The sequence below is a fragment of the Streptomyces sp. NBC_01591 genome (assembly GCF_035918155.1).
Lineage (GTDB): Bacteria > Actinomycetota > Actinomycetes > Streptomycetales > Streptomycetaceae > Streptomyces.
The window spans coordinates 5,282,814-5,309,399 of sequence record NZ_CP109327.1 but is presented as its reverse complement, the minus strand read 5'-3'; the positions used below and the strand labels follow the sequence as shown (position 1 = coordinate 5,309,399).

The window sequence follows — 26,586 nt, the reverse complement described above, 5'->3', positions numbered from 1 at the left end:
GCACTTATTCCGCGTAACAGGCGAACGGCCGCCGTGTCGCTCAATATGCGTTTATGTACTTTTTTACCCAGTGCAGCCCCACCGGGGGTCGTGCATGACGCAGAGCTCAAGCGATACGGCCTCTGCACATCCGCTCCCTTCCCCCAAGGAGCGACGCAGGCTGCGTGAGGCGAAGTCACTGAGTGAAGAGCAGGTCGCGACGGCGATGGGCGTCACCCGCGCCACGGTCCGGTCCTGGGAGACCGGCCGCACCACGCCCCGGGGGCGAAAACGTGCGGCATACGCCAGGCTGATCAACGGCGGCCGGCCGAGCCCGCAGGCCACACCACCGAGTGCCCGGACCAAACCGGCCGCCCCGAACACCCGGCCGAGGGCCGCCGTCAAACGTGCGGCCCGCCCGGCGACGCCGACGACGGTCGCGAGGCTGTCCAAGCCGGTGACGTCCACGAAACCGCCGTCGCGTCCGCCGAACCCCGTCGAAGCCACCGGGAGCACCGCCATGGCCCCGATCGAGCCCGGTACCACCCCCGACCCGCCCGGCGCATCCGTCACGCGTGTCGCACCGGAAGCCCCGGCGGCCCCTGCCTCCAATGGCGCATCGGCGATGCCCGACTCGGCCCCCGCGGCCCAAGCCGCCGGGCCCACCCCCGCCGAGGCATTCGACGCCCTCTACAAGCACTCCGCCGACGCCCTCTTCCGGCAGACGTTTCTGCTGACCGGGCGCCGGGGCCTCTCCCGGGAGTCCGTCGGGCGGGCCTTCGCGCTGGCCTGGGAGCGCTGGCCCGAGGTCGCGGTGGACCGGGACCCGGTGGGCTGGGTTCGGGCAGCCGCGTACGAGTACGCCATGTCGCCGTGGCACCGCCTGCGCCGAGCCCACCGCCGGCTCGACCCGCCGCCGGCCGAACCCGGTCCGCGCGCCCTGCTCGACGCGCTGCTCGAACTGCCGCCGTCGTACCGCCGCACCCTGCTGCTCTACGACGGTGTCGGCCTGGATCTGCCGGAGACGGCGGCGGAGACGGAGGCGAGCACCCCGGCGGCGGCGGGCAGGCTGATGAACGCCCGCGCCGCGGTCGCCGAGCGGCTGCCCGAACTGGCGGAGCCCTCGTCGCCCAACGGGCAGTCGGCGCTCCTGCACGAGCGGATCGGCGCGCTCGCCCTGGCCCAGCCCTCCGACTCGCTCCCCTCGCCCGGCGCGATCCGCACGGACAGCGAGCGCAGGGCCCAGCTGTGGACCAGAGCGGCCATCTCCTTCACGGTGCTGATCATCGGCCTGACGCTGATCACGCTGGCGACGGCCCCGACGCGGTACGAAACCCCGGAGTCACCCGCCCAGCGGGTCGGCGGGGTGCCGCCGCGTGGCGGTGCGCAGAAGCTGACGCCGCAGGACCTGAAGCTGCAGAAGAAGCTCCACGGCGAGCTCGTACAGGGTCCGGCACGGCTGATCCCCGGGGCCGGCTGAACGAAGCGGCCGGCCCGCCGCACGGGCGGTGTGGCGATACGGAAACGGCGCGGGTCCGTACCCCTGATCGGGTACGGACCCGCGCCGTCTGTGCGGTGACGCGATACTGCGGTGCTGCTGTCCTGCGGTGCCGCTCCGATGCGGTGAAGCGATCAGGCGCCGAGGATCTCGCGAGCCAGCTTGGCGGTCTCGGTGGGCGTCTTGCCGACCTTGACACCGGCGGCCTCAAGGGCCTCCTTCTTCGCCTGGGCGGTGCCGGAGGAGCCGGAGACGATGGCGCCGGCGTGGCCCATGGTCTTGCCCTCGGGGGCGGTGAAGCCCGCGACGTAACCGACGACCGGCTTGGTGACGTTGGCCTTGATGAAGTCGGCCGCACGCTCCTCGGCGTCGCCACCGATCTCGCCGATCATCACGATCAGGTCGGTCTCGGGGTCGGCCTCGAACGCCGCGAGGGCGTCGATGTGCGTCGTACCGATGACCGGGTCGCCACCGATGCCGACGGCGGACGAGAAGCCGATGTCACGGAGCTCGTACATCATCTGGTAGGTCAGCGTGCCGGACTTGGACACGAGACCGATGCGGCCGGGCTTGGTGATGTCGCCCGGGATGATGCCGGCGTTGGACTGACCGGGGGTGATCAGGCCGGGGCAGTTCGGGCCGATGATCCGGGTCTTGTTGCCCTTCGAGCTCGCGTACGCCCAGAAGGCGGCGGAGTCGTGGACGGCGATGCCCTCGGTGATGACGACGGCGAGGGGGATCTCGGCGTCGATCGCCTCGACGACGGCGGCCTTCGCGAAGGCCGGCGGCACGAAGAGGACGGACACGTCCGCGCCGGTCTTCTCCATCGCCTCGGCGACGGAGCCGAAGACCGGTACCTCGGTGCCGTCGATGTCGACGGAGGTGCCGGCCTTGCGCGGGTTCACGCCACCGACGATGTTGGTGCCGTCGGCGAGCATGAGCTTGGTGTGCTTCATGCCGGTGGCACCGGTCATCCCCTGGACGATGACCTTGCTGTCCTTGGTGAGGAAGATTGCCATGGTGTTGGAGTCCCTTAGTCCCTTGTCGTGTCGGAGACGCGCAACGTCACAGCGCAGCCGCGGCGAGCTCGGCGGCCTTGTCGGCCGCGCCGTCCATGGTGTCCACCCGCTGAACCAGCGGGTGGTTTGCGTCGGAAAGGATCTTGCGACCCAGCTCCGCGTTGTTGCCGTCGAGGCGCACGACCAGCGGCTTGGTGACTTCCTCGCCCTTGGACTTGAGCAGCGCAAGCGCCTGGACGATGCCGTTGGCGACCTCGTCGCACGCGGTGATGCCACCGAAGACGTTGACGAAGACGGACTTGACGTCCGGGTCGCCGAGGATGATCTCCAGGCCGTTCGCCATGACCTCGGCGGAGGCGCCGCCACCGATGTCGAGGAAGTTGGCGGGCTTCACGTTGCCGTGGTTCTCACCGGCGTACGCGACGACGTCCAGCGTCGACATGACCAGACCGGCACCGTTACCGATGATGCCGACCTCGCCGTCGAGCTTGACGTAGTTGAGGTTCTTGGCCTTGGCGGCAGCCTCGAGCGGGTTGGCTGCGGCCTTGTCCTCGAGCGCCTCGTGCTCGGGCTGACGGAAGTCGGCGTTCTCGTCGAGAGACACCTTGCCGTCCAGCGCGATGATGTCGCCGGAGGCGACCTTGGCGAGCGGGTTCACCTCGACGAGGAGCGCGTCCTCGGCGACGAAGGTGTCCCACAGCGTCACCAGGACCTCGGCGACCTTCTCGGCGACCTCGGCCGGGAACTTCGCCTGGGCGACGATCTCGCGGGCCTTCTCGATGTCGACGCCGTCGACGGCGTTGACCGGGACCTTCGCGAGGGCCTCGGGGGTCTTCTCCGCGACCTCCTCGATGTCCATGCCGCCCTGCACCGAGGCCATGGCCAGGAAGGTGCGGTTGGTGCGGTCGAGGAGGTACGAGACGTAGTACTCCTCAAGGATCTCCGGCGCGGTCTCGGCGATCATCACCTTGTGGACCGTGTGGCCCTTGATGTCCATGCCGAGGATGTCGGTCGCGCGGGCGACCGCCTCGTCGGGGGTGGCGGCCAGCTTGACGCCACCGGCCTTGCCGCGGCCACCGACCTTCACCTGCGCCTTGACGACCGACTTGCCGCCCAGCCGCTCGGTCGCCTCGCGGGCTGCCTCAGGCGTGTCGATGACTTCACCGGCCAGCACCGGTACACCGTGCTTGGCGAAGAGGTCCCTCGCCTGGTACTCGAACAGGTCCACGCGCGTCCGTCCCTTAATCAATGGTCTCGCGGTTGGTTTTCTGCGTGGGCGTGCCGCGAGGGGCAACGTGACTGCTCTGTCACTAGGAAGGCGAACACGGTGACCCCGAGTACGCGGCATGTCCATCTCGCAGGTTATCCCCGTGGTCCGCAGGACCCTAAATCAGAGATCACACCTGAGCGGTGATTACGGTCACAGATCACGCCGGTGGCCGTGCCGCAGTGGACAGAAGGGCACCGTGTCACCGGTGGGTCTCCTTGTCCGGCACGGGAAGCGGCCGCTTCTCGATGGCCGCTGCCATCACCTCCGGGAAGAGGTCCGGGGTGCACGCGAAGGCCGGTGCGCCCAGGGCTCCGAGTGCCGCCGCATGGTCGCGGTCGTAGGCGGGCGCCCCCTCGTCGGACAGCGCGAGCAGCGTCACGAACTGCACGCCGGAGGCCTTCATCGCGGCGACCCGCTTCAGCATCTCGTTGCGTATTCCGCCCTCGTAGAGGTCGCTGATGAGTACGACCACGGTGTCGGCGGGGCGGGTGATCCTCGACTGGCAGTAGGCGAGTGCGCGGTTGATGTCGGTGCCGCCGCCGAGCTGGGTGCCGAAGAGTACGTCCACGGGGTCGTCGAGCCGGTCGGTGAGGTCGACCACCGCTGTGTCGAAGACGACGAGCCTGGTCCGCAGGGTGCGCATGGACGCGAGTACCGCGCCGAAGACGGAGGCGTAGACGACGGAGGCGGCCATCGATCCCGACTGGTCGATGCAGAGGATCACGTCCTTCTTCACGGACTGCGCGGCCCGCCCGTAACCAATAAGCCGTTCGGGGACGACGGTGCCGTACTCGGGGAGGTAGTTCTTGAGGTTGGCCCGGATGGTGCGGTCCCAGTCGATGTCGTGGTGACGGGGACGGTCGATCTTCGCCGAGCGGTCCAGCGCGCCGGTGAGTGTGGCCCGGGTGCGGGTGGCGAGCCGCTTCTCCAGGTCCTCGACGACCTTGCGCACGACCGCTCTCGCGGTCTCCTTCGTCGTCTCGGGCATGGCCTTGTTGAGCGAGAGGAGCGTGCCCACGAGATGGACGTCGGCCTCGACCGCTTCCAGCATCTCCGGTTCGAGGAGCAATGCGGCGAGACCGAGCCGGTCGATCGCGTCACGCTGCATGACCTGGACGACGGAAGTGGGGAAGTACGTGCGGATGTCGCCGAGCCAGCGGGCCACGGAGGGGGCGGAGGCCCCGAGTCCGGCCGAGCGGCTGTTCCTGCCCCGGCCGCCGGGCTTGCCTCCGTCGCCGTACAGCGCGGTCAGCGCGCCGTCCATCGCGGCGTCGCGCCCGGTGAGGGTGCAGCCGGTGCTCTCGGCGCTGTCCCCGCCCAGGACCAGCCGCCACCGTCGCAACCGCTCGTCGTCCGCCGGGCCGGTGTGCGCCGGGCGGGTGTCCGCCGGGCCGGGCGGCGGTGTGTGCGGCGGGTGCGACGTGTGCGGCGTGGTGCCGGTCGTGTCCGTGGTCATCCCGTTGCCCCCAGCGGTTCCTTGACGTTCGCTGCTCTCCCGGTCCGCCCGAACTCGGCGTCGCCGTCCGGGGCCAGGTCGTTGTCCAGTCCGAGCAGCAGGCGCAGCACCGGCTCGACCGCGTCGGCCCGGGCCTCGTCCAGTCCCGGGGCGAATCCGGGTGCCGTCGTCCCGGACTCCGTGCCGGTACCGGTGGCTGCCGCTCCCCCGGCGGCCGGGCCCCGCCTCACCAGCTCGCCCAGGGTGCGCCGTACACCCGCTTCGTACGCCGAGAACGTGCGTCGCAGCAGTGGCAGCACATCGGCGAAGAGGTCGGCGGGCACCCCGGTGAGCCACGCGTCGACCAGGCCGAGCAGCCGCTCGTCGTGGACGAGCAGCATGCCTCCGCCCGAGGCTCCGCCGACGAACCCCTCGATCCACGCAGCGGCGTCGGCCGGGGGCGTGCCGGGCGAGAGGGCCAGGCCCATCAGCCGTGCCGCGTCGTCCTCCGCGAGCCGGCCTTCGTCGAGCAGCAGGCGGGTCGCGCGCCCCCGGATGACGCCCGCGACCGTGTCCCGGGCGGCGAGCTTGTGCAGTACGGCTGTCCAGCGCTCGCGCAGCCCGTCCGCGTCCATGCCGACGTTCACCGGTGCGGCCCCGGTGAGCAGTCCGATCGCGGTGTGGATGCCGTCCACCCGGCCGCGCAGTTCGGCGGCGCCGTCGGCGTCGAGCCCGGTGCAGGCGGGTGGCAGTCCGACGCAGATCCGCTCGGCGAGCCCGGCCGCGACCTCGCCGAGTGCCGCGGTGTCCGTGGACCGCACGTCGCCGTAGCGCAGGGTGCGGGCCAGCGCGGGCAGGGCGTCGGCGAGATGACCGACATCGGCGTCGAGCGCGGCGCGGTCGGCGAGGGCCCGCATCACGACGGGGAGCGCGTCGGGCAGTTCGGCCAGGAGGCACTGCTCGGCGAGCGCCGTGACCTCGGCGAGCGCGGTCGCCGAAGCCGCCTGGGACTCGGCCTTGGCGGTCGCCGCGGAGAGCACGGTGGTGCCCCAGGTCCCGGCCTCCGCGACCTGTACGTACAGCTCGGGCTCCCAGTGCAGCCGCCAGCTCTCCCGGAAGGTGCCGGTGCTCGCCCGGCCGGCGGCGGGCTCGCCCCATCCGACGGCGAGGACGCGCAGGCGGTGGAGCAGTCTGCTGCGGGCCGCGTCGTTGTCCTTGCGCAGGTCGAGCTCCAGCTCCCGCTCCTGCGCCTCCGGTTTGAGCCGGAGCGTGCGCTGCTGACGGGTGAGATCGCGCTGCAGGGGTACGGCGGGGGCGGTGTCCGGCACCTGGCCGAGGGTCTCGCCGATGATCAGCCGGTCCTGGACGAGTGCGAGCGGCACTTCGGAGCCTTCGCACATCACGGCGCGGATCGCGTCGGTCGTCTCGCCCAGTCCGGCGAGGGGGCGGCCACGCATGGCGGCCAGGGTCTCGGCGAGCCGGACGGCCTCGATGACGTGGGCGGACGATACGAACCGGTCCTCGTCGCGCATGAGTCCGGCGACCTTGGTCATCCACCGCTCGATGGGGCGGTCCGGGGCGTCGAAGAGGTGTCCGTACCAGCCGGGCGAGTCGATGCCCGCCCCGTAACCGCTGTGCCGGGCGAGCCGCCGGTGCGACCAGGGCACCCAGGTCAGCTCGGCCTTGACCTTGGGCAGTCCCTTGAGCAGGGCGCGGTCGGCGGCGAGTGTGGTCCTGGTGCCGAGCGCGGGCACGTGCCAGGCACCGCAGACGACCGCGATGTCGTCTCCGAACTCCTTGCCGGCCTTGCGCAGCTGGATGCGCATGTGGGCCTCACGGACGGCGTCACGGGGGTGGCCGCCGTCTCCGTACACCTCGCGCAGGGCGGTCATCGCCTCGGCGAGCGCGGCGAACGGTGCCCGTGGGTCGACGGCTTCGCCGTCCCGGGTGCGGTGTTCGACGACGTCCTCCCACCAGCGCTCCGGGTCGTCGTAGCCCGCTGTCCCGGCGAGCACGCCGATGGGGTCGATCGGGGCCCGCGCGGTCGAGCCGCCTGCCCCGGCGTCCCCAACTCCCCCGTCCGTCCCGTCTCCCCCTTCCCCGTTCCCTTCTCCGTTCCCTTCTCCGTTCCCGTTCCCGTTCCCGTTCCCGTTCTCGTTCTCGTTCTCGCCGCTGTCCGCTTCGCGTTCCGCGGCCTGCGCCATGGCCAGGGAATTCGCCGCGGGCAGGTCGATGAACCGGGCCGGAACTCCGTGCTCGAGGGCCCAGCGGATCGCGACCCATTCGGGAGAGAACGCGGCCAGCGGCCAGAACGCCGCCTGCCCCGGGTCGTCGACGGCATGGGCGAGCAGCGCGACCGGCGGCCGCATCCCCTCGTCGGCGGCCAGCGGCAGCAGCGCGTCGGCCTCCGGGGGCCCTTCGACGAGCACGGCCCGCGGGCAGGCGGCATCCAGCGCCGCGCGGACGGCCCGGGCCGAGCCCGGTCCGTGGTGCCGCACCCCCAGCAGCAGCGGTCCCGCGGGACGCTCGGCCCGGGTCATGCGGATACCTCGCGGCAGGCGCGGTAGAAGTCCTTCCACCCGTCCCGCTCCCGGACGACCGTCTCCAGATACTCCTGCCAGACCACCCGGTCGGCCGCGGGGTCCCGGACGACCGCGCCGAGGATGCCTGCCGCCACATCGCCGGGGCGCAGTACCCCGTCGCCGAAGTGCGCGGCCAGGGCCAGGCCGTTGGTGACGACGGAGATCGCCTCGGCCGTCGACAGCGTCCCCGAGGGGGACTTGAGCTTGGTGCGGCCGTCGGAGGTGACTCCGTCGCGCAATTCGCGGAAGACCGTGACGACGCGTCGGATCTCGGCCATGCCGTCCGGTGCGGCCGGGAGGTCGAGCGAGCGGCCGATCTGGTCGACGCGCCGGGACACGATGTCGACCTCGGCGTCGGGGGTGGCCGGCAACGGGAGCACGACGGTGTTGAACCGGCGGCGCAAGGCGCTGGACAGCTCGTTGACCCCGCGGTCGCGGTCGTTGGCGGTGGCGATGACATTGAACCCGCGGACCGCCTGGACCTCCTGCCCCAGTTCGGGGACGGGGAGCGTCTTCTCCGACAGGATCGTGATGAGCGAGTCCTGCACATCGGCGGGGATGCGGGTGAGTTCCTCGATCCGCGCGGTCATGCCGTCGGACATGGCGCGCATGAGCGGGCTGGGCACCAGGGCGTCGCGGCTGGGCCCGTGCGCGAGCAGCTGCGCGTAGTTCCAGCCGTAGCGGACGGCCTCTTCGGGAGTGCCCGCCGTGCCCTGGACGAGCAGCGTCGAATCGCCGCTGACGGCTGCCGCGAGGTGCTCGGAGACCCAGGTCTTGGCGGTGCCCGGAACGCCGAGGAGCAGCAGGGCCCGGTCGGTGGCGAGCGTGGTCACGGCGACTTCGACGAGGCGGCGCGGGCCCACGTACTTCGGTGTGATCACGGTGCCGTCCGGCAGCGTGCCACCGAGCAGGTAGGTGGCGACGGCCCACGGGGAAAGCTTCCAACGGGCGGGCCGCGGGCGGTCGTCGGCCGCTGCGAGGGCCTTCAGCTCATGGGCGAAGGCGTCCTCGGCATGCGGTCGGAGAGCCTGTACGCCGGCGGCGGCAGTGGTTTCGGACACGGTCATGGATCCCCCTCCGGATCGGTCGACCCGATGTGGTTCCCACCGTGCACCATGGCACTGACAATCGGCCCCGACCGCAGGTCAGGGCCGATCCACCGGCCACGGACGGCGAGTTCAGCCGGTCACCGGCGAGACGGCCACGCAGCCGCCCGCGGCGAGCATGCCCTCGCCCTTCGCCTCCTTGATGACCTTGCCCTTGTGCGTGATCGAGCAGGAGACGTCGGCCCCGCCCGCGTCGACGGCGATCGGCATGACCGCGGGCGGCATGATCCCGCGCAGCGTGACGGTCTTCCGCCAGGGCAGGGTGGGCGACTCGACCGTCTCGATCTTCGGCTCCATGGCCTTGCCCCCGCCGCCGTGGAACTGGATCTCGTCGACGCCCGTGCCGGTGACTTCGTAGGTGACCTCGTACGTCTCGTCCACGGCCTTGTCCACTTGATCGACGGCCTCGGAGCAGGCGGCGAGGCCCGTACCGAGGCCGAGTACGACGGCCGCGCAGACGGCGGTCCGGACCGTGCGGAGGTTACGGATGCTGCGGGCGTTGCGGGTGGTGCGAACGGTGTGATTCATCGGTTGGTCCCCCCGGATCCATAGGTCGTCTCATCGCAGAGAATCGCAAAGGCCGAGTAAAGTCAAGATGCGTGCGTGACGATGAATCAGCAGGTCAGAGCGATTGTCAGTGGTGCGCTCTACCGTCGTTCCCATGCTGCTATCTCACGGGGGAGAACCCTTGCACGCCGCCGACCCGGTGGCGCGCTGGACGGTGGAGCAGGTACTGGCCCTCGCTCCTGACGATGCGTCACGCAAGGCGGGGAGCAAGCTCGGTTCGGCCGGCCCGTGGTCGGGCGGCGGGTGCGACGGTTCGGGTGCGGTGTGGGGACAGTGCAAGGGGAGCGGCAGCAAGCCGTACCGGACGGTGGTCGACATCACCGGCCCCGCGTACAAGTGCAGTTGCCCCAGCCGGAAGTTCCCGTGCAAGCACGCGCTGGGTCTGTTGCTGGTCTGGGCGTCGGGCGAATCGGCCCTGCCCGCGGGCGAGGTGCCGGACTGGGCCGGTGAATGGCTGACGCCCCGCCGCGAGCGGTCGGCCGAGAAGGCGGAGAAGCGCGCAGGGGCGGATGGCGCCTCGGCCACCGGCCCGGCCGACCCGGAGGCCGCCCGGCGGCGGGCCGAGCGCCGGGCCGAGCGGATCACCGGCGGCGCGCAGGAGCTGGAGGAGCGGCTGACCGATCTGCTGCGTGGGGGGCTGGCAGCGGCCGATCAGCCGGGGTACGGGCTCTGGGAGGAGACGGCGGCCCGCATGGTCGACGCCCAGGCACCCGGACTGGCAGCGAGGGTGCGGGAGTTGGGATCCATTCCGGCGTCCGGTCCGGGCTGGCCGGTGCGGCTGCTGGAGGAGTGCGCGCTGCTGCATCTGCTGGACAGCGCATGGCTGGGGATCGACCGGCTGCCGGAGCCGCTGGCGGCCACGGTCCGTACCCGGGTGGGGCTGACGGCCCCCGCCGAGGGCCCGCCGGTCCGCGACCACTGGCTGGTCCTCGCCCAGTACGACACCCCGGACGGCAAGATCGTCGCGCGCCGCATCTGGCTGCACGGGAGGGAAATGGGCCGCACGGCGCTGCTGCTCTCCTTCGGAGCGGCCGGGCGCTCCCCCGGCCTGGCACTGCCGGTCGGCGTCACGATCGACGCCGAGATCATTCCCTATCCGGGCGCCGGGCGGCTACGGGCGGAGCTGGGCCGGCAGTTCGGTGTGCCGTCACCGACCGGCACACCGCCACCGGGTGACACGGCTGCCGCCGCGATCGGCGCGTACGGACACGCCCTGCGGGAGGACCCCTGGCTGGACGCCTGGCCGGTGACGCTGCGCGACGTCATACCCGTGCCGTCCGGGGACGGCTGGCAACTGGTGGACGCGGCGGGCGATGCGGCTCTGCCCGTCGCCCCGGCGGCTCTGTCCCGGCCCGGACTGTGGAAGCTCGTCGCGCTCTCCGGCGGCTCTCCGGTCACGGTCTTCGGTGAATGCGGCCACCGCGGCTTCGAACCCTTCGCGGCCTGGTCCGCCGGGTCCGGCGACGACTCCGGCACCGGGGTCGGGGCCGGGGCCGGGGCCGAAGCCGCGGTCGGAGCCGAAGTCGGAAACGCAGTCGATGCCAGGGGCGGCCGCGCCGACGCGGCGTCCGGGACCGTGCCGCTCATCTGACGTCGGATTCATCGGATTCACCGGATTCACCGGATTCATCGGATCCAAAGGGAGACCCATGCCTGGCACCATCACACCCGCACCCTGGGAAGAGCTCGTCACCACGGCGCTTCTCGGCACGGACCGTCGCCCGGCGGGGGGAGACGGCGGGCCGGCCGGCCTGCTGGACGCGGCGGCCCTCCACACCGTGCGGCGCAGGGCGGGTCTCCTGCCCGCCTCCCCCGCCCCCCGGCCCGAGCCGGCGCCTGCCGACCCGCGACCACCGCTGCCCCCGGCCGCGCGGCGCAGACTCGCCCAACTGCTGGCGGACCGGTCGGCATCGGGCGGCTCGGGCGGCCGACGCGGTACGGCGCCCGATCTCACGGAGCTGATCCCGCAGTGGCTGGCCACCGCCAATCAGCAAGGCTTCCGGGCCCCGGCCGCGCTGCTCCCGGCCCTGCTGGACGCGGCCAGGGCCCGTACGGACCTGCGGCCGCAGGCCCTGGCCTTCGCCGGGCCGCGCGGGTTGTGGCTGGCAGGGCTGAACCCCGAGTGGAAGTTCGCCTTGCGCGATTCGTCCGGTGGCTCGTTGCTGCCCGACCCGACGGATCCGGAAGCGGTCACCCGGCTGTGGGAGGAGGGTCTGTTCGCCGAGCGGGTCGCCCTGCTCGGGGCCGTTCGGGCACACGATCCCGCCGAAGCGCTCGTACTGCTCGCGACCACATGGACCACCGAGCGGGCCGAGGACCGGCTGATGTTCCTCGACTCGCTGCGCACCGGGCTGTCCGCGGTGGACGAGCCCTTCCTGGAACAGGCGCTTTCCGACCGCAGTCGCAATGTCCGCTCGACGGCCGCCGAACTGCTGTCCGCGCTGCCGGAGTCGGCGCTCGCCGGCCGGATGGCGTCCCGCGCGCTGTCCTGCGTGAGCCCGGACCTCATTGGCGACGAAGCCTCGGTCGCCGTGGAGGCACCGCACGAATGCGACGCCTCGATGGAGCGCGACGGCGTGGTGGCGGTGCCGCCGTCCGGACGCGGGGAACGGTCGTGGTGGCTCGGCCAGTTGGTGGAGGCGGCACCGCTCACCACCTGGCCGACGCGGTTCGGCGGCCGCACCGCGCGGGAGATCGTCGGCCTTCCGGTCGCGGACGGCTGGGCCGAGGAACTGCACGCGGCATGGTGCCGGGCAACGGTGCGGCAGCGGGACCCCGAGTGGGCCCGCGCGCTGCTCGGCGCCCCCTCCGTCCCTCCGTCGAACGGCCCCGGTACGGCGTCGCTCGCCGAACGGTCGAAGCTCCTCGGCATACTCCCCGCGCCCGAACGGGCCGGCTGGGTGGCCGATTTCATCGCCGCGCACGGGCTGTCGGAGGCCTTCCAGCTCCTGGGGGTCTGCCCGACGCCCTGGGCCGAGCCGCTGGGCCGCGCGGTCGTCGACGCCCTGGACATCGCCCGGGACGCGGGCAGCTACCCCTGGAGCTTCAGCGGCGTGATGGGCCTCGCCGAACGCTGCCTGAACCCGGCCGAGGCGGACCGCCTGGAGGTCCTCACCACCACCCCGGACGAACCGGAGGACGCCTCACCGGGCGCGAACGGCTACTGGTCCGAGGCCTTCCGACGACTGGTCTCCACGTTGCGGCTGCGCGCGTCGATGGACTCGGAACTGATCCCGGCCTGACGGAACCGACAGCGGACACCCCGCCCCGCGGAGACGGGGCGGGACCAGGACCGGGACCAGGACCGGTTACGAGGAGGAGGCTCAGGCTTCCGCGGGGTGGCGGACATTCGCGTTGACCCAGTCGACGATCGACGTCGTCGTGGCACCCGGGGTGAAGATCTCCGCGACGCCCTGGTCCTTCAGCGGCGCGATGTCCGCCTCCGGGATGATGCCGCCGCCGAAGACCTTGATGTCCTCCGCATCGCGCTCCTTCAACAGCTCGATCACCTTGGCGAAGAGCGTGTTGTGCGCACCGGAGAGGATCGAGAGGCCGATCGCGTCGGCGTCCTCCTGGATCGCGGTGTCCACGATCTGCTCGGGCGTCTGGTGGAGCCCGGTGTAGATGACCTCCATACCCGCATCACGCAGCGCCCTGGCGATCACCTTGGCCCCGCGATCATGGCCGTCCAGGCCCGGCTTCGCCACCACCACACGGATCGGACCGGTCACACCCATCACTGCCTCCACATGCCTCTCCCGTGCCTGAAGGGCCGGGGATGTGAACGAACGTTATCTACAGCATCCCGCAAGCCGTCGTTTCGCGGTGGACGGGGAGGGGGAAATCACACGTGGGACATGTTCACCGGGCGCCGTTCCCGGCATCATGCGGCAGACCGCCGTGCGGGACCGGCCGCCTGGGGAGCCGCTACGAGGTCGCCGTACCACCGCGCCGTCAGCCGCGCGGCACGGTGGTACGGACTGCCCGGCCTGCCCGGCCCGGCGGCCCATCCGGCCGTCCGCACCTCCGTAACGGCACCCCGCGAGAGGGCATCCGGGGCCGGAGCCGCCTCCCCCGCTTGCCGAAGCAGGAGGTCGGCCATGAAGGTCCTGCCTTTTCTTCCCCTACTGCTGCGCCGGCCGTGCCCGCGCCCTGCCCGACTGCCCTCCGCACTGCTGAAGGCCACCGCGCTGGAACTGGTGGTTCTGGCCGGGCATGTCGTCCTCTACCCCACCGGCATCACGGGGGAACGGCGGGCCGCGCCACGCCCGGCAGGACCGCACACCGCACCCCCCAGCGCCACCGCCCCGGCCTGCGCGCCCGGCCTGCCCGCCGAGGGTGACGATCGACCCCCTGTAGTCCTGCTGCACGGCTTCATCGACAACCGTTCCGTCTTCGTCCTGCTGCGCCGCTCCCTCGCCCGGCACGGCTGGCACCACCTGGAATCGCTCAACTACTCACCGCTGACTTGCGACATCCGGACGGCGGCCGAGTTGCTCGGGCGGCATGTCGAGGAGATCTGCGCGCGCACCGGACACCGCGAGGTCGACATCGTCGGGCACAGCCTGGGCGGCCTGATAGCCCGCTACTACGTACAGCGGCTGGGTGGTGACCAGCGGGTCCGCACTCTGATCACCCTCGGCACACCGCACGGGGGCACGGCGGTCGCCCCGCTGGCGAGCGCCCACCCCATCGTGCGGCAGATACGTACGGGGTCCGCGCCGATCGAGGAGCTGCGCAGGCCCGCGCCCGGCTGCCGCACCCGGTTCGTGAGCTTCTGGAGCGAGCTCGACCGGGTGATCGTCCCGGCCGAGGCGGCCTGCATCGACCATCCGGATCTCGACGCGCAGAACGTACGCCTCACCGGGATCGGCCATCTCGCACTGCCGGTGCATCCGGCCGTCGCCGCCGCGGTCCGGCGGGCGCTGGAATCCCGCGAGCCGACGATCGAAGCAACCGGGACCACCGGAACCTCAGGAGCCGCATGAGCCGCATGAGCCGGCAGGGCTGACGGAGTCGACGGAGACCCTGCAAATAGAACGCGTTTCGAACATAGAGCCAAGGCTGTGTGCACAGCTCGTCGAAAGACGGCCGATTGCCCGTTTCCTGAGCCGCCCATGCCCGCCGAAGATTGTCGGCGTCACGTACCGCCGGGTACAGTCGCGGCCACTGCTCCCCCTGGGGATCCCCCCTCCGGGCCCCAGAGCACAGGTCCTGCTGCCGAGGCGAGAGAGAAGTTGGTGAACGACCAGCACCCCCACGCCGGGTACGCCGGATACGACAGCGAGGCGACCGGCAGCTTCGACAGCGATCCGCTCTTCGGCTCGCTCCCCGGCGGCCACGACGGCGCATACGGCAGCGGCTACGGCGCCGGGCAGTCCGGATACAGCGGCCAGCACGACTCCACGCAGTGGGACACGGGCGCGCACCCGACCACCTCGTACGACGCCTACACCCCGTACGCCACCCAGCCCCAGCAGCAGTACGAGGCAGCGCCGACGTACGAGACGACGGCCACCTGGACGCCCGTGACCGACTACGGCACGGATGCGACCACCACCGCGTTCGCCGGCATCCCGGCGCAGGGCGGCGCCCCGGACGCCACAGGCCAGTGGGACACCAACGGCTGGCACACGAACGACCAGTGGGCAACGAGCGACACGGCCGCATACGACACCGGTGCGTACGACGCCACCGCGTGGAACGCCGGCGCCACGCCCGAGCACGATCAGCAAACTGCGCAAACCGCACAGGTTTCGTACGAAGCGCCGCCGACACATGAGGCATTCGAAGCTCAAGGGGCGCAAAAGTCGCACGAGGCGCACGGATCGTGCGAGTCCTATGCCGATCTGGGCTCCCACGACCCCTACGAGCCCTACCGCACCGACGGTACGGCCGGCGCAGACACCACAGAAGACGCGGACGCTGACGCGGACAGCGCAGGCGTCACATATGACGCAGAAATCGCAGACGTCGCCCCCGGCTCGCACCGCCCGCTCAGCCGCCCCGCCACCCGCAACGGCGGCGGCAGCCGCAGTCGGCGGCGTTCCCCCGCGAAGCGTTCCGCGCTCCTCACCGTCGCCATCCCTTCCGCCTGCGTGATGAGCGTGGCCGGAATCGCCGCGGCCTCCGTCGGCGGACTGGGCGGCGAGGACCAGAAGGACGACAGCAAGAGCACGATGGCGGCGGACGACCAGGGCTCCGTCAAGCCGGCCGCGGCCAACAACAAGCTGGACACCCAGCTCGCCAACCTCAGTGCCGACGCCGAGAACTTCGCCGACCGCGCCAGCCGCACCCAGGAGCGCATCGACCTGCGCGAGCGGCAGGCCGCCGAGAAGAAGAAGCGCGAGGAAGAGGCCGCCCGCAAGGAGGCCCTGCGCCCCAAGTTCGTCATGCCGGTCAAGCAGCACGGCCTCAGCGCGTACTACGGCCAGGCGGGCGTCAACTGGATGTCCGTGCACACGGGCATCGACTTCCCCGTCATGGGCGGCACGCCTGTGATGGCCGCGACGGACGGCACCGTGCGCACCCAGCTGAACAGCGCCTACGGGAACATGGCCATCGTCACCATGGCCGACGGGACCGAGACCTGGTACTGCCACCTCAGCGGCACCAAGATCCGCTCGGGCCCGGTCAAGGCCGGTGACGTCATCGCGTACTCGGGCGACACCGGCAACTCGACCGGCCCGCACCTGCACTTCGAGGTTCGGCCCGGCGGCGGCTCGGCGGTGGACCCGCTGCCCTGGCTCCGCAGCCACGGCGTCAACCCGACCTGAGCCGGTCGCCCGGACCTGGGCCGAACAGGCCGACCTGAGCCGAACAGGCCGACCTGAGCCGAACAGGCCGACAGGTGGCCGGGACGACTGCCCCGGCCGCCGCCCGCCCCGCCTACAGCTTCTCGACCGGCGCGTACCGCAGCAGCAGCTTCTTCGGCCGCTCGTCGCCGAAGTCGACCGTGGCCTTCGCCTGGTCGCCGAAGCCCTCGACCGCCGTGACGGTGCCGAGCCCGAACTGGTCGTGCGTGACCCGGTCCCCGACGGACAGCGTGATCGTCGGCTTGTCCGAGGTCCGCCGGGTCGCGAAGCCCGAGGGTCCGGAGCGCGAACGCGAGGCGGACAGCGACGAGGTGATCCCCGAGGTCGGTCCGGCCGGTGCCGCCATCGGCCCGGTCCGCTTCCACTCCAGGTGCTGGTCCGGGATCTCCTCCAGGAACCGCGACGGCGGGTTGTACGAGGGCTGCCCCCACGCACTGCGCATCGCCGCCCGGGTCAGATAGAGCCGCTCGCGGGCCCGGGTGATGCCGACGTAGGCGAGCCGCCGCTCCTCCTCCAGCTCCTTCACCTGTCCCAGCGCCCGCATGTGCGGGAAGACGCCGTCCTCCATGCCGGTCAGGAAGACGACCGGGAATTCGAGGCCCTTCGCGGTGTGCAGCGTCATCAGCGTGATGACACCGGAGCCGTCCTCGTCCTCGTCGGGGATCTGGTCGGAGTCGGCGACGAGGGCGACCTTCTCCAGGAACTCGGCGAGCGTGCCCGTACCGGTGCCGGCCGTGCCCGTGCCCTCCTCGGCCGCCGCCGCGCGCTCCTGCTCGAATTCGAGGGCCACGGCGGCCAGTTCCTGAAGGTTCTCGATCCGGGTCTCGTCCTGCGGGTCGGTGGACGCCTGGAGCTCGGCGAGATAGCCGGTGCGCTCCAGGACGGCCTCCAGGACCACCGCGGGGCCCGCGCCCGACTCGACGATCGTGCGCAGCTCCTCCATCAGCGTGTTGAACCGCTTGACGGCGTTGGCCGACCGGGCCGCCATGCCGTACGCCTCGTCGACCCGGCGCAGCGCCTGCGGGAAGGTGATCTTCTCGCGCAGGGACAGCGCGTCGATCATCGCCTCGGCGCGGTCGCCGATGCCGCGCTTGGGCACGTTGAGGATGCGGCGCAGCGGGACGGTGTCCTCCGGATTGGCGAGGACGCGCAGGTAGGCCAGGATGTCCCGGACCTCCTTGCGCTCGTAGAAGCGCACGCCGCCGACGACCTTGTAGGGCAGGCCGACGCGGATGAAGATCTCTTCGAAGACGCGGGACTGCGCGTTCGTACGGTAGAAGATCGCGACGTCGCCGGCCTTGGCGTCGCCCGCGTCGGTGAGCCGGTCGATCTCGTCGGCGACGAACTGCGCCTCGTCGTGCTCGGTGTCGGCGACGTAGCCGGTGATCCGGGCGCCCGTGCCGGCATTCGTCCAGAGGTTCTTGGGGCGGCGGCTCTCGTTGCGCTCGATGACCGCGTTGGCGGCGGACAGGATCGTCTGCGTGGAGCGGTAGTTCTGCTCCAGGAGGATCGTCGTCGCGTTCGGGTAGTCCTCCTCGAACTGGAGGATGTTGCGGATGGTCGCGCCGCGGAAGGCGTAGATCGACTGGTCCGCGTCACCCACGACGCACAGCTCGGCCGGGGCGTCGCCCTCGCCCGCCGGGCCGACCAGCTCGCGCACGAGGGTGTACTGGGCGTGGTTGGTGTCCTGGTACTCGTCGACCAGGACGTGCCGGAAGCGGCGGCGGTAGTGCTCGGCGACGTCCGGGAACGCCTGGAGCAGGTGGACCGTCGTCATGATGATGTCGTCGAAGTCCAGGGCGTTGGCCTCGCGCAGCCGGGACTGGTACATCGCGTAGGCCTGGGCGAGGGTCTTCTCGAAGCCGTCCGCGGCCTGGCCGGCGAAGGTCTCCTCGTCGATCAGTTCGTTCTTCAGGTTGGAGACCTTGGCCGTGAACGACTTCGGCGGGAAGCGCTTCGGGTCCAGGTCGAGATCGCGGCAGACCAGGGCCATCAGCCGCTTGGAGTCGGCGGCGTCGTAGATCGAGAACGACGAGGTGAAGCCGAGCCGCTTCGACTCGCGGCGCAGGATGCGTACGCACGCGCTGTGGAAGGTCATGACCCACATGGCGTTGGCGCGCGGTCCGACGAGCTGCTCGACGCGCTCCTTCATCTCGCCCGCGGCCTTGTTGGTGAAGGTGATCGCCAGGATCTGGCCGGGGTGCACCCCGCGCTCCGCGAGGAGGTGGGCGATCCGGTGGGTCAGCACCCGGGTCTTGCCCGAGCCGGCCCCGGCGACGATGAGCAGCGGGGACCCCGCGTGGACGACGGCGGCACGCTGCTCGGTGTTCAGCCCGTCGAGGAGCGCCGCGGAGTCGATGACGGGGCGGTGCGCGCCGTCGCGGTAGTAGGCGTCCCTGGGTGGCGGGGGCCCGTCGAACACGCCCGCGAAGAGGTCCTCCGGCACCGCTTCGGGTGCGGAGTCCTCGGGGGGCGGCGGGGGCTCTTCCTCCGAGTGCTGGAGGCCGGCCAGGAAGCTGTCGTCAAAGAGGCTGCTCATCGCTAGTCGAGTCTAGGCCGCCGCACCGACACCCGAAGGCCGCATGACGAACCGCACACAACACGACAGACACGCAGCGGGATCGAGCACCCACTCCACGTAAGGAATTCCGGGTCTCCGTCATCCGCCGCGACAAGGTCACAAAAATGTATCGGGCATATCGAACATCAACCTTCACAGCAGCACCATGGGTTGGCTACCGTGCTCGACCGGGCGGCCCGTACTCCCTTGAGGCGAACCACGCCGAGCGGGCGCCCTCGCCGAATCCGAGCTGCCCCCACGGGAGTTCGGAACCGGGGACCCACACGCAGTACCGGGGTGAATCGGTCCTTATCCCCACTCGGACCGTAGGGCAGCCTTCCGTTCCGCCCGAACCCGACAGCTAACCCGGTAGGCGGTCCACGGAAGGAGATGCCGGCCTTGGCGTCGCATCGCAAACCGCGCACCCGGGTGCGCACCACCGCACCGGCCGTCGGAATCACCACGGCGGCACTGGCGTCCGTGACCCTGCTCTCCACGCAGAGCGCCACGGCCGCGCCCGATCCGAAGCCCAGCGTCGAGGACGTCCAGAAGAAGGTCGACGACCTCTACCGGCAGGCGGGCACCGCGACCCAGCAGTACAACCAGGCGAAGGAAGCCTCCGCCACCCAGCGCGCCAAGGTCGACGCCCTGCTGGACGACGTCGCCAAGCGCGCGGACAAGCTCAACGACGCCCGCCGGACGCTCGGCACCTACGCGGCCGCGCAGTACCGCAGCGGCTCCCTCACGCCGAGCGCCACGTTCTTCCTGGCCGACGACCCGCAGTCGTACTTCGACCAGAGCCAGTTGATGGACCGGATGACCAGCCGGCAGCAGAAGGCGATCACGGACTTCCGTACCCAGCAGGCCAAGGCGTCGAAGAAGCGCGCCGAAGCGGTGCGGAGCCTGGAGACGCTGACGACGACGCAGACCACGCTGCGCACCAGCAAGCAGGACGTCCAGAAGAAGCTGGGCGAGGCGCGCACGCTGCTGTCGAAGCTGACCGCCGAGGAGAAGGCGCGGCTCGCGGAGATCGAGCGCAAGAAGGAGGCGGAGGCCGAGCGCAAGGCGCAGGAGCTGGCGAAGCAGCAGGCCGCCGCGAAGGCCGAGGCCGACCGCAGGGCCGAGGAGGCCGCGAAGGAGTCGGAGAGCGGCAGCGGTACGGGGACGGGCACCGGAACCGGCTCGGACAGCGGCGCCACCACCAAGGCGGAGAAGGTCCTCGCCTTCGCCAGGGCCCAGATAGGCAAGCCGTACGTCTGGGGCGCGACGGGCCCGGCGTCGTACGACTGCTCCGGGCTCACCCAGGCCGCGTGGAAGTCCGCGGGCGTGGACATCCCGCGGACCACGTGGGACCAGGTCAAGATCGGGACCCGGGTCGCCACGGCGGATCTGCGGCCGGGGGACCTCGTCTTCTTCTACGACGACATCAGCCACGTCGGCATCTACAAGGGCGACGGGATGATGATCCACGCGCCGAAGCCCGGGGCGAATGTGCGCGAGGAGTCGATCTACTACATGCCGATCTACGGCAGCGTGCGGCCGGCGTAGCGAATCGCACCGCCCCGGTGCCCGTCCGGGTGCCGGGGCGGTGCGATACGGCAGGATCAGGTCCAGAGCGTGGCGATGAAGATGTTGAGGACCGTCAGTCCGCCCACCGCCGCGAAGGCGCCCTTGTCGACCTTCTCCTCGTCCCGCTTGATGTAGACGAGCGCGAGGACGACGACCAGGACCAGCAGCTTGACGCCGATCTTGATGTTGTTCACGTGGTTGCCGTCGGCCTCGTTCAGCCCGACCAGTGCGACACCGGTGACCAGCATGGTCAGCGCACCGTGCAGCATCGCCGGGACGAACCGGGCCGTGCCCGCGCCCATCGCCTTCATCTGAGTCAGGAAACCGCCCAGCAGGGAGGCGATACCGATGATGTGCAGGGCGACGAAGACATGAATGAGTACGTCCATGAGGCCGCAGCCTAGCCCTGGCCATATCACCGCTCGGCAAGCAGGTGTGCCTTACCCGTCACTTCACTTCACTCGCGTCTGTACCAATTGCCTGACTCTGGTGCAATTATTCCGATCACTTGACGACATTGCCACGCCAAATTCAGACAATAAGCGTCATTACGACTCCTGCCCGTGCCCCGGGATTAGCGTCCCTAACCAGGTGACCGGCTCCATCGCCGCTCCGCCCGTCGGTAGCCCCCGACGGGCAGTCGTCAGGAAGGACGCACGCCCTCGTGGCAGCGCATCGAAAACCCAAGCAGCGCCTGTACACCGGCCCTGCTGCCCGCACCGCAGCGACTCTCGCCTTCGCCGGGGCCGCCACCGCCGCCGCGCTTCCGGGCACGGCGCACGCCGACCCGCAGCGCACCCCCGCCCAGGTCAAGGCCGAGGTGGACCGGCTGTACCACGACGCGGAGGTCGCCACCGAGCAGTACAACGGCGCGAAGGAGAAGGCGACCGACGCGGAGGGCGCCCTCGACACCCTGCGCGACGAGGCCGCCCGCAGGACCGAGCGGCTCAACGCCTCGCGCAACGCGCTGGGTTCGTTCGCCGCCGCGCAGTACCGCACCGGCGGCCTCGGCACGTCCGTGCAGCTGGCGCTCTCCTCCGACCCCGACCAGTATCTGGAACGGGCGTCGTACGTGGACCGGATCGGCGACCGCCAGGCCGCCGCACTCGACAAGGTCCGGCGCCAGGTCGCCCAGATCGCCACGCTGCGCTCGCAGGCCAAGGGGAAGCTGGCCGCACTCACCTCCCGCCGGGCCGAACTGAAGAAGCACAAGGCGACGATCACAACCAAGCTGGCCGAGGCGCAGCGGCTCCTCGACCGGCTGGCCCCGCCCGAGCGCACCGCCTACGAGAGCTCCGACCACGGATCGCCCGACAGCGCGCGTTCCGCCGACCGCGCCGACCGGGGCACCGCGCGCGGCTCCGTCCGGGCACCGAACGCCCGCGCCGCCGAGGCCGTCGCGTACGCGTACGGGGCACTGGGCAAGCCGTACGTCTGGGGCGCCACCGGCCCCTCCTCGTTCGACTGCTCCGGGCTCACCCAGGCCGCCTGGCGCTCCGCCGGTGTCTCGCTCCCCCGGACCACGTACACCCAGATCAACACCGGCCGACGCGTCTCGCGCTCCGAACTCGCCCCGGGCGACCTGGTGTTCTTCTACTCCGGCATCAGCCATGTCGGGCTCTACATCGGCAACGGACAGATGATCCACGCCCCGCGCCCCGGAGCGCCGGTCCGGATCGCGCCGATCGACCAAATGCCCTTCGCCGGGGCCGCCCGGGTGGCATAGGCTCCCGTCTCCGATGGCGGGCTGACCCGCCATCGGTCAACCGGCCGGAGGACAACCCCACATGCCCATGGACGCCGACGTCCAGTCCCATGCCCGCACGCTCGCCCAGCGCTCCCCGGACCACCTCCGGGTCGGGCCCTTCACGATCCGGTACAACCCCAACTGGTCGCTCAAGTACGCCAATTACGCCATACCCGACCAGGACGCCGAACCGACGGCCGAGGATCTCGACACGCTGATCGCGGCGTTCCGCGAGCACGACCGGCTGCCCCGGCTGGAGTTCCTGCCCGGCTCGGCGCCCGCGGTCGAACCCGCGCTGCTCGCCGCCGGGTTCACCGTCGAGAACCGGGCCCCGATCATGGCCTGCGCACCGGGCGAGCTGCTGACGCCGAAGCCGGTGGACTCCCTCACGATCACCGAACCGGCCACCGACGCGGAGTTCGATGCCGCCGCGCTCGTCCAGCACCACGGATACGGCGGGACCGGCGAGCCCGAGGGCGGCGTGGCGGAATGGCTGCGCACCGCGGCCCGGGGCGGCGGGGTCGCGGCCCTCGCCACGGTCGACGGCGTACCGGCGGGCGCGGGCGGCTGCTCCGTCCCGGTCGACGGCCTCACCGAACTGGCCGGTCTCGCCGTCGCCGACGCCTACCGCCGCCGCGGCATCGGCGCCGCGCTCTCCGCCCAGCTGACCGCGACCGCCTTCGAGCGCGGCTGCCTGGTGGTGTGGCTGGAGCCGGGCGACGCCGATGCGGAGCGGATCTACGCGGGGATCGGCTACCGCAGGGTCGGCGAGAAGCTGAACATCTCGCTCGAACCGGCCTGACGAGCCCGTCGCCCGCCGACGGGCTCGGACCATCGGCGGGTTCGGCCCGTCGGCGGGTTCGGGCCGGCCGTCGGACTCAGACCAGCCGTCGCGCCGTCGCCCACCGGGTCAGCTCGTGGCGGTTGGACAGCTGGAGCTTGCGCAGCACCGCCGAGACGTGCGACTCGACCGTCTTCACCGAGATGAACAGCTGCTTGGCGATCTCCTTGTAGGCGTAGCCGCGGGCGATCAGCCGCAGCACCTCGCGCTCGCGCTGGGTCAGCCGGTCCAGGTCCTCGTCGACCGGCGGCGCGTCCGTGGAGGCGAAGGCGTCGAGGACGAAGCCGGCCAGCCGGGGCGAGAACACCGCGTCGCCGTCCTGGACCCGGAAGACCGAGTCGACCAGGTCGGTGCCGGTGATGGTCTTGGTGACATAGCCGCGGGCACCGCCGCGGATGACGCCGATGACGTCCTCGGCGGCGTCCGACACGGACAGCGCCAGGAACCGCACCGGGTTCTCGACGGCCCCCATCAGCGGGGCGCAGCGGCGCAGCACCTCGACGCCGCCGCCGCCCGGCAGGTGCACGTCGAGGAGGACGACCTCGGGGCGGGTCGCCGTGATGACGGTGACCGCCTGGTCGACGTCGGCGGCCTCGCCGACCACCTCGACGCCGGTCTCCTCGGTGCGGCCGATCTCGGCCTGGACGCCGGTGCGGAACATCCGGTGGTCGTCGACGAGCACGACCCGTACCCGGCGCTCCGGGCCCCCGGTCGCCTCAGTGGTCTCCGTCATCGCTCGCCCTCTCCATCTCCAGCTCGACTTCCGTGCCCCCGCCGGGCACCGAACGCAGCCGCGCCGTACCACCGTTGCGCTGCATCCGGCCGATGATTGATTCTCGTACGCCCATTCTGTCCCCCGGTACGGAGTCCAGGTCGAATCCCGGTCCCCGGTCGCGCACCGAGACGAAGACCGTGCGGCCCTCGACCTCCGCGTAGACCTGCACGGCGCCGCCCTCGCCACCGTACTTGGCGGCGTTGACCATGGCTTCGCGTGCGGCCTGCATCTGGGCGGTCAGCTTCTCGTCCAGCGGGCAGTCGCCGACGACGACGACCTCCAGCGGGACGCCGTGCTTGTCCTCGACCTCGGCGGCGGCGCGCTTGACCGCTTCGGCGAGGGTCTCGGGTTCGTCGTCCTCGTCCTTGCCGGTGCCCTCGGGGTTGTACAGCCAGTTGCGCAGTTCGCGTTCCTGGGCGCGGGCGAGCCTGCGGACCTCGCCGGCGTCCTCCGCGTTGCGCTGGATCAGGGTGAGGGTGTGCAGCACCGAGTCATGGACATGGGCGGCCACCTCGGCGCGTTCCTGGGCCCGGATACGCATGAGGCGTTCCTCGGAGAGGTCCTGGGTCATGCGTACGAGGTAGGGGCCGGCCAGCAGCGCGATGCCGGTGAGGACGGCGATGGCCGCGGTCATGACGTTGCCGAGCTGGGCGGCCGAGCCGCGTACCACCATGAAGACGGCCAGGCCCAGGCCGACCAGGGCGACCCCGGCGAGCCCGCGGGCCAGATGCAGGACCCGGCGGCGGCTGCCGACCTCCATCCAGCGGGCGCGCCGGGCGTTGTCGGCCTGCCGCCACACCAGTACGGAACCGGCGCCGATCAGCAGCGTGGGCCAGATGTAGCGGTTGGCCCCGCTGCCCATGTCGACGTTGCCGACGAAGATCATGGCGCCGAAGACCAGCGCGATCAGGGCGAAGACCTGGCCCTTGTCGGGCTTGCGGAGCCGGCGTCTGCCGTCCGGGGCGGTCTCGAAGACCGAGCGTGGCGCCTCGACGCCACCGACGCCGAGCGGGACGACGATCCAGAACACGGCGTAGAGCAGCGCGCCGAGGCCGTCCGCGAAGAACAGGCCGAGGAAGACGAACCGCACCCAGACGACGGGCAGCCCGAGATGTCCGGCGAGACCGCGTGCGACGCCGCCCAGCAGCCGTCCGTCGGCGCTGCGGTACAGCCTGCGCAGCGGTGGCTCCTCCGGGTCTGCGTTGCGGGAGCTGGTGGCTCGGGTCGTGGCGGCTGGCATGCCCCGATCGTCACATGTCCGTAAGGGTGGCGGCATCAGGGTCGGCCCCCTAATCGACCCTGAGTGCCCGGCACCGGGACGAGGGCCTGCCCGGCGGATCAGGGCCCGCCCTCAGGGGGCCGTCCGGCCAATATCAGGGATCGGCCAGGGTCGGCGCGGGTCCCGGACCGGCTCGCGGCCCGTCACCATGGAGCCATGACCGTTCCCCAGGACGCCGCCCCCGGTGTCGCTCCGCCCCTCGAACCGGCACCTCTGCTGCGGCGCAGTCCGCAGCACAAGGTCGTGGCCGGAGTGTGCGGCGGGCTCGGCCGGTACTGCGACGTCGATCCGGTAATCTTCCGGATCGTGCTCGGTGTGCTGTCCGTGACCGGCGGTATCGGGCTGATCTTCTACGGCTTCGCGTGGCTGCTGGTCCCCGTGGACGGCGAGGAGGAGAACGAGGCGCGCAGGCTGCTGTCCGGCCGGGTCGAAGGGGCCTCGCTGATCGCGGTGCTGCTCGCGCTGATCGGCTGTGGGCTCTTCCTCTCCATGCTGGGCAACGGCGGCACTCTGGCGTTCTCCGCGATGCTGTCGCTCGCGGTCGTCGGCTTCGCCGTATGGACGCAGCATCGCAGGACCGCGGCGCCCGAGGACCCGCTGCATCCGGCGACCGCGCAGGCGGTGGCGGACGCGCCGCCCGAGGTGAAGGCGCCGCCGTCGCCGGGCAGCCCGTCGTGGTGGCGGGACCCGATCGTCAAGGACGGCACGTCGGGGCCGGTGGGCGCGGGCTATCTGTGGGGGCCGGCCGATGCGGTGGTCCCGGCCCGTGCGGCACGCCCCTCGGGTGCCGCGCCGAAGGATCCGTTCCGCGCGCCCCGGCGGGAGCCCGGTACCAGGGGCCCGGCCTCGATAGGCGGACTGGTGTTCCTGTTCGCGCTGATCGCGGGCGGTCTGGGCACGGGGCTGAGCTGGGAGTCGCAGCCGCTCGGTACGAGCCTGCAGTTCGGCCTGGCCGGTGCGCTCGGGGTGTTCGGGCTCGGCATGCTGGTCAGCGCGTTCCTGGGCCGGACGGGGTTCGGCACGGTCATGCTGGCGGTGATCACGTCCGCCCTGCTGGCGGGCGCGTCCGCGCTGCCCAAGGACATCACCACCCAGTGGGTGCGCGAGGGGTGGCGGCCGGGCTCGGTTGCGGCAGTCCAGCCGCGTTACCAGCTGGGCACCGGAGTGGCGCGGCTGGACCTCACCGGGATCACGGTCCCACGGGGCGACACCGTCGCGACGGTGGTGAACGTCGGGGTGGGCCGCGCGGTCGTCGTCGTACCGAAGGAAGTGACGGTGAAGGTGGACGCGAGGGCGGGCCTCGGCGACATCACGCTGCCGGTCAGCCGGCCTGGCGACGCGTCGTCCCGGCAGCCGGCCGATGTGGACGTCAACCCGTCCCAGAACGAGCACCGGACGCTTCCGCCGCCTCCGGGCAGCAAACCGGCCGGAACGGTCGAGCTCACTCTCGAAGTCGGCATCGGACAGGTGGAGGTCACCCGTGCTGCGTCATGAGATCCGTCCGGGACGGGCGGTGACGGGTGTGGTCATGCTCGCGCTGGCGG

20 protein-coding genes and 1 riboswitch are annotated in these 26,586 nt (G+C 71.4%); of the genes, 9 read left to right on the top strand and 11 right to left on the bottom strand.

Features of this window, described 5'->3' with window-relative positions; all coding sequences use genetic code 11:
* Nucleotides 1-94: 94 nt before the first annotated feature.
* Entirely contained in the window at nucleotides 95-1,459 is a 1,365-nt protein-coding gene (locus OG978_RS24860) for a helix-turn-helix domain-containing protein (RefSeq protein WP_326767310.1), read from the top strand.
* Nucleotides 1,460-1,611: 152 nt separating this feature from the next.
* Here the strand turns inward: OG978_RS24860 and sucD are convergent, their stop codons facing one another.
* The 6 genes from sucD to OG978_RS24830 all read right to left on the bottom strand — a co-directional run bounded on the left by sucD (nucleotide 1,612) and on the right by OG978_RS24830 (nucleotide 9,417).
* Complete coding sequence (sucD, locus tag OG978_RS24855) at nucleotides 1,612-2,496, bottom strand: succinate--CoA ligase subunit alpha (RefSeq protein ID WP_326767309.1); 885 nt, start codon at nucleotides 2,494-2,496, stop codon at nucleotides 1,612-1,614.
* Nucleotides 2,497-2,542: 46 nt separating this feature from the next.
* On the bottom strand, nucleotides 2,543-3,724 hold the full coding sequence (gene sucC, locus OG978_RS24850) for an ADP-forming succinate--CoA ligase subunit beta (RefSeq protein ID WP_326767308.1): 1,182 nt from the start codon (nucleotides 3,722-3,724) through the stop codon (nucleotides 2,543-2,545).
* A gap of 241 nt (nucleotides 3,725-3,965) precedes the next feature.
* The gene (locus tag OG978_RS24845) at nucleotides 3,966-5,222 is read right to left on the bottom strand and encodes a VWA domain-containing protein (protein WP_326767307.1); all 1,257 of its coding nucleotides are present in this window, start codon (nucleotides 5,220-5,222) and stop codon (nucleotides 3,966-3,968) included.
* Nucleotides 5,219-7,741, bottom strand: coding sequence for a DUF5682 family protein (locus OG978_RS24840; RefSeq protein ID WP_326767306.1), 2,523 nt, complete (start codon nucleotides 7,739-7,741; stop codon nucleotides 5,219-5,221). The genes OG978_RS24845 and OG978_RS24840 overlap by 4 nt, the downstream gene beginning before the upstream one ends.
* Nucleotides 7,738-8,850: an ATP-binding protein gene (locus tag OG978_RS24835; RefSeq protein ID WP_326767305.1), complete on the bottom strand. Its 1,113-nt coding sequence runs from the start codon at nucleotides 8,848-8,850 to the stop codon at nucleotides 7,738-7,740. The genes OG978_RS24840 and OG978_RS24835 overlap by 4 nt, the downstream gene beginning before the upstream one ends.
* A 111-nt stretch (nucleotides 8,851-8,961) precedes the next feature.
* A complete protein-coding gene (locus OG978_RS24830; protein WP_326767304.1) occupies nucleotides 8,962-9,417 on the bottom strand; it encodes a hypothetical protein in 456 nt (151 codons plus the stop codon).
* Between the two features lie 133 nt (nucleotides 9,418-9,550).
* On the opposite strand from OG978_RS24830, the gene OG978_RS24825 reads away from it, so the two are divergent.
* Both OG978_RS24825 and OG978_RS24820 read left to right on the top strand, forming a co-directional pair.
* Nucleotides 9,551-11,047: an SWIM zinc finger family protein gene (locus OG978_RS24825; RefSeq protein WP_326767303.1), complete on the top strand. Its 1,497-nt coding sequence runs from the start codon at nucleotides 9,551-9,553 to the stop codon at nucleotides 11,045-11,047.
* Nucleotides 11,048-11,105: 58 nt separating this feature from the next.
* The gene (locus OG978_RS24820) at nucleotides 11,106-12,698 is read left to right on the top strand and encodes a DUF5691 domain-containing protein (protein WP_326767302.1); all 1,593 of its coding nucleotides are present in this window, start codon (nucleotides 11,106-11,108) and stop codon (nucleotides 12,696-12,698) included.
* A gap of 81 nt (nucleotides 12,699-12,779) precedes the next feature.
* Here OG978_RS24820 and OG978_RS24815 read toward each other — a convergent pair whose 3' ends face one another.
* Entirely contained in the window at nucleotides 12,780-13,193 is a 414-nt protein-coding gene (locus OG978_RS24815) for a cobalamin B12-binding domain-containing protein (protein ID WP_326767301.1), read from the bottom strand.
* Between the two features lie 363 nt (nucleotides 13,194-13,556).
* On the opposite strand from OG978_RS24815, the gene OG978_RS24810 reads away from it, so the two are divergent.
* Both OG978_RS24810 and OG978_RS24805 read left to right on the top strand, forming a co-directional pair.
* Nucleotides 13,557-14,444, top strand: a complete 888-nt coding sequence (locus OG978_RS24810) for an esterase/lipase family protein (protein ID WP_326767300.1) — start codon at nucleotides 13,557-13,559, stop codon at nucleotides 14,442-14,444.
* 252 nt (nucleotides 14,445-14,696) lie between these two features.
* Nucleotides 14,697-16,232, top strand: coding sequence for a M23 family metallopeptidase (locus OG978_RS24805; protein ID WP_326767299.1), 1,536 nt, complete (start codon nucleotides 14,697-14,699; stop codon nucleotides 16,230-16,232).
* A 112-nt stretch (nucleotides 16,233-16,344) separates the two neighbouring features.
* Here the strand turns inward: OG978_RS24805 and pcrA are convergent, their stop codons facing one another.
* Nucleotides 16,345-18,810, bottom strand: coding sequence for a DNA helicase PcrA (gene pcrA, locus OG978_RS24800; RefSeq protein WP_326767298.1), 2,466 nt, complete (start codon nucleotides 18,808-18,810; stop codon nucleotides 16,345-16,347).
* Nucleotides 18,811-19,058: 248 nt separating this feature from the next.
* Nucleotides 19,059-19,223: riboswitch (cyclic di-AMP (ydaO/yuaA leader) on the top strand.
* Here pcrA and OG978_RS24795 point away from each other — a divergent pair.
* Nucleotides 19,222-20,379 carry a C40 family peptidase gene (locus OG978_RS24795; protein WP_326767297.1) on the top strand — a complete coding sequence of 386 codons (1,158 nt, stop codon included), beginning with the start codon at nucleotides 19,222-19,224 and terminating at the stop codon, nucleotides 20,377-20,379. Its footprint overlaps the riboswitch before it by 2 nt.
* A 56-nt stretch (nucleotides 20,380-20,435) precedes the next feature.
* Here OG978_RS24795 and OG978_RS24790 read toward each other — a convergent pair whose 3' ends face one another.
* Nucleotides 20,436-20,789, bottom strand: coding sequence for a hypothetical protein (locus OG978_RS24790; protein ID WP_326767296.1), 354 nt, complete (start codon nucleotides 20,787-20,789; stop codon nucleotides 20,436-20,438).
* A gap of 275 nt (nucleotides 20,790-21,064) precedes the next feature.
* Here OG978_RS24790 and OG978_RS24785 point away from each other — a divergent pair, with 275 nt between their 5' ends.
* A complete protein-coding gene (locus OG978_RS24785) occupies nucleotides 21,065-22,126 on the top strand; it encodes a C40 family peptidase (RefSeq protein ID WP_326767295.1) in 1,062 nt (353 codons plus the stop codon).
* A gap of 61 nt (nucleotides 22,127-22,187) precedes the next feature.
* On the top strand, nucleotides 22,188-22,949 hold the full coding sequence (locus OG978_RS24780; RefSeq protein WP_326767294.1) for a GNAT family N-acetyltransferase: 762 nt from the start codon (nucleotides 22,188-22,190) through the stop codon (nucleotides 22,947-22,949).
* A gap of 76 nt (nucleotides 22,950-23,025) precedes the next feature.
* On the opposite strand, the gene OG978_RS24775 is transcribed toward OG978_RS24780, so the two are convergent.
* Both OG978_RS24775 and OG978_RS24770 read right to left on the bottom strand, forming a co-directional pair.
* Nucleotides 23,026-23,721, bottom strand: coding sequence for a response regulator transcription factor (locus OG978_RS24775; RefSeq protein ID WP_326767293.1), 696 nt, complete (start codon nucleotides 23,719-23,721; stop codon nucleotides 23,026-23,028).
* On the bottom strand, nucleotides 23,705-25,003 hold the full coding sequence (locus OG978_RS24770; protein WP_326767292.1) for a PspC domain-containing protein: 1,299 nt from the start codon (nucleotides 25,001-25,003) through the stop codon (nucleotides 23,705-23,707). The genes OG978_RS24775 and OG978_RS24770 overlap by 17 nt, the downstream gene beginning before the upstream one ends.
* Before the next feature lie 195 nt (nucleotides 25,004-25,198).
* On the opposite strand from OG978_RS24770, the gene OG978_RS24765 reads away from it, so the two are divergent.
* A complete protein-coding gene (locus OG978_RS24765; protein ID WP_326767291.1) occupies nucleotides 25,199-26,536 on the top strand; it encodes a PspC domain-containing protein in 1,338 nt (445 codons plus the stop codon).
* Nucleotides 26,537-26,586 lie beyond the last annotated feature (50 nt).

Coding starts and splice junctions, on each gene's coding strand:
- OG978_RS24770 (WP_326767292.1), bottom strand. CDS start 25,003: ATGCCAGCCGCCACGACCCGAGCCACCAGCTCCCGCAACGCAGACCCG.
- OG978_RS24765 (WP_326767291.1), top strand. CDS start 25,199: ATGACCGTTCCCCAGGACGCCGCCCCCGGTGTCGCTCCGCCCCTCGAA.
- OG978_RS24815 (WP_326767301.1), bottom strand. CDS start 13,193: ATGGGTGTGACCGGTCCGATCCGTGTGGTGGTGGCGAAGCCGGGCCTG.
- OG978_RS24835 (WP_326767305.1), bottom strand. CDS start 8,850: ATGACCGTGTCCGAAACCACTGCCGCCGCCGGCGTACAGGCTCTCCGA.
- OG978_RS24795 (WP_326767297.1), top strand. CDS start 19,222: ATGCCGGCCTTGGCGTCGCATCGCAAACCGCGCACCCGGGTGCGCACC.
- OG978_RS24845 (WP_326767307.1), bottom strand. CDS start 5,222: ATGACCACGGACACGACCGGCACCACGCCGCACACGTCGCACCCGCCG.
- sucD (WP_326767309.1), bottom strand. CDS start 2,496: ATGGCAATCTTCCTCACCAAGGACAGCAAGGTCATCGTCCAGGGGATG.
- pcrA (WP_326767298.1), bottom strand. CDS start 18,810: ATGAGCAGCCTCTTTGACGACAGCTTCCTGGCCGGCCTCCAGCACTCG.
- OG978_RS24825 (WP_326767303.1), top strand. CDS start 9,551: ATGCTGCTATCTCACGGGGGAGAACCCTTGCACGCCGCCGACCCGGTG.
- OG978_RS24860 (WP_326767310.1), top strand. CDS start 95: ATGACGCAGAGCTCAAGCGATACGGCCTCTGCACATCCGCTCCCTTCC.
- OG978_RS24840 (WP_326767306.1), bottom strand. CDS start 7,741: ATGACCCGGGCCGAGCGTCCCGCGGGACCGCTGCTGCTGGGGGTGCGG.
- OG978_RS24780 (WP_326767294.1), top strand. CDS start 22,188: ATGCCCATGGACGCCGACGTCCAGTCCCATGCCCGCACGCTCGCCCAG.
- OG978_RS24820 (WP_326767302.1), top strand. CDS start 11,106: ATGCCTGGCACCATCACACCCGCACCCTGGGAAGAGCTCGTCACCACG.
- OG978_RS24775 (WP_326767293.1), bottom strand. CDS start 23,721: ATGACGGAGACCACTGAGGCGACCGGGGGCCCGGAGCGCCGGGTACGG.
- OG978_RS24810 (WP_326767300.1), top strand. CDS start 13,557: ATGAAGGTCCTGCCTTTTCTTCCCCTACTGCTGCGCCGGCCGTGCCCG.
- OG978_RS24790 (WP_326767296.1), bottom strand. CDS start 20,789: ATGGACGTACTCATTCATGTCTTCGTCGCCCTGCACATCATCGGTATC.
- OG978_RS24830 (WP_326767304.1), bottom strand. CDS start 9,417: ATGAATCACACCGTTCGCACCACCCGCAACGCCCGCAGCATCCGTAAC.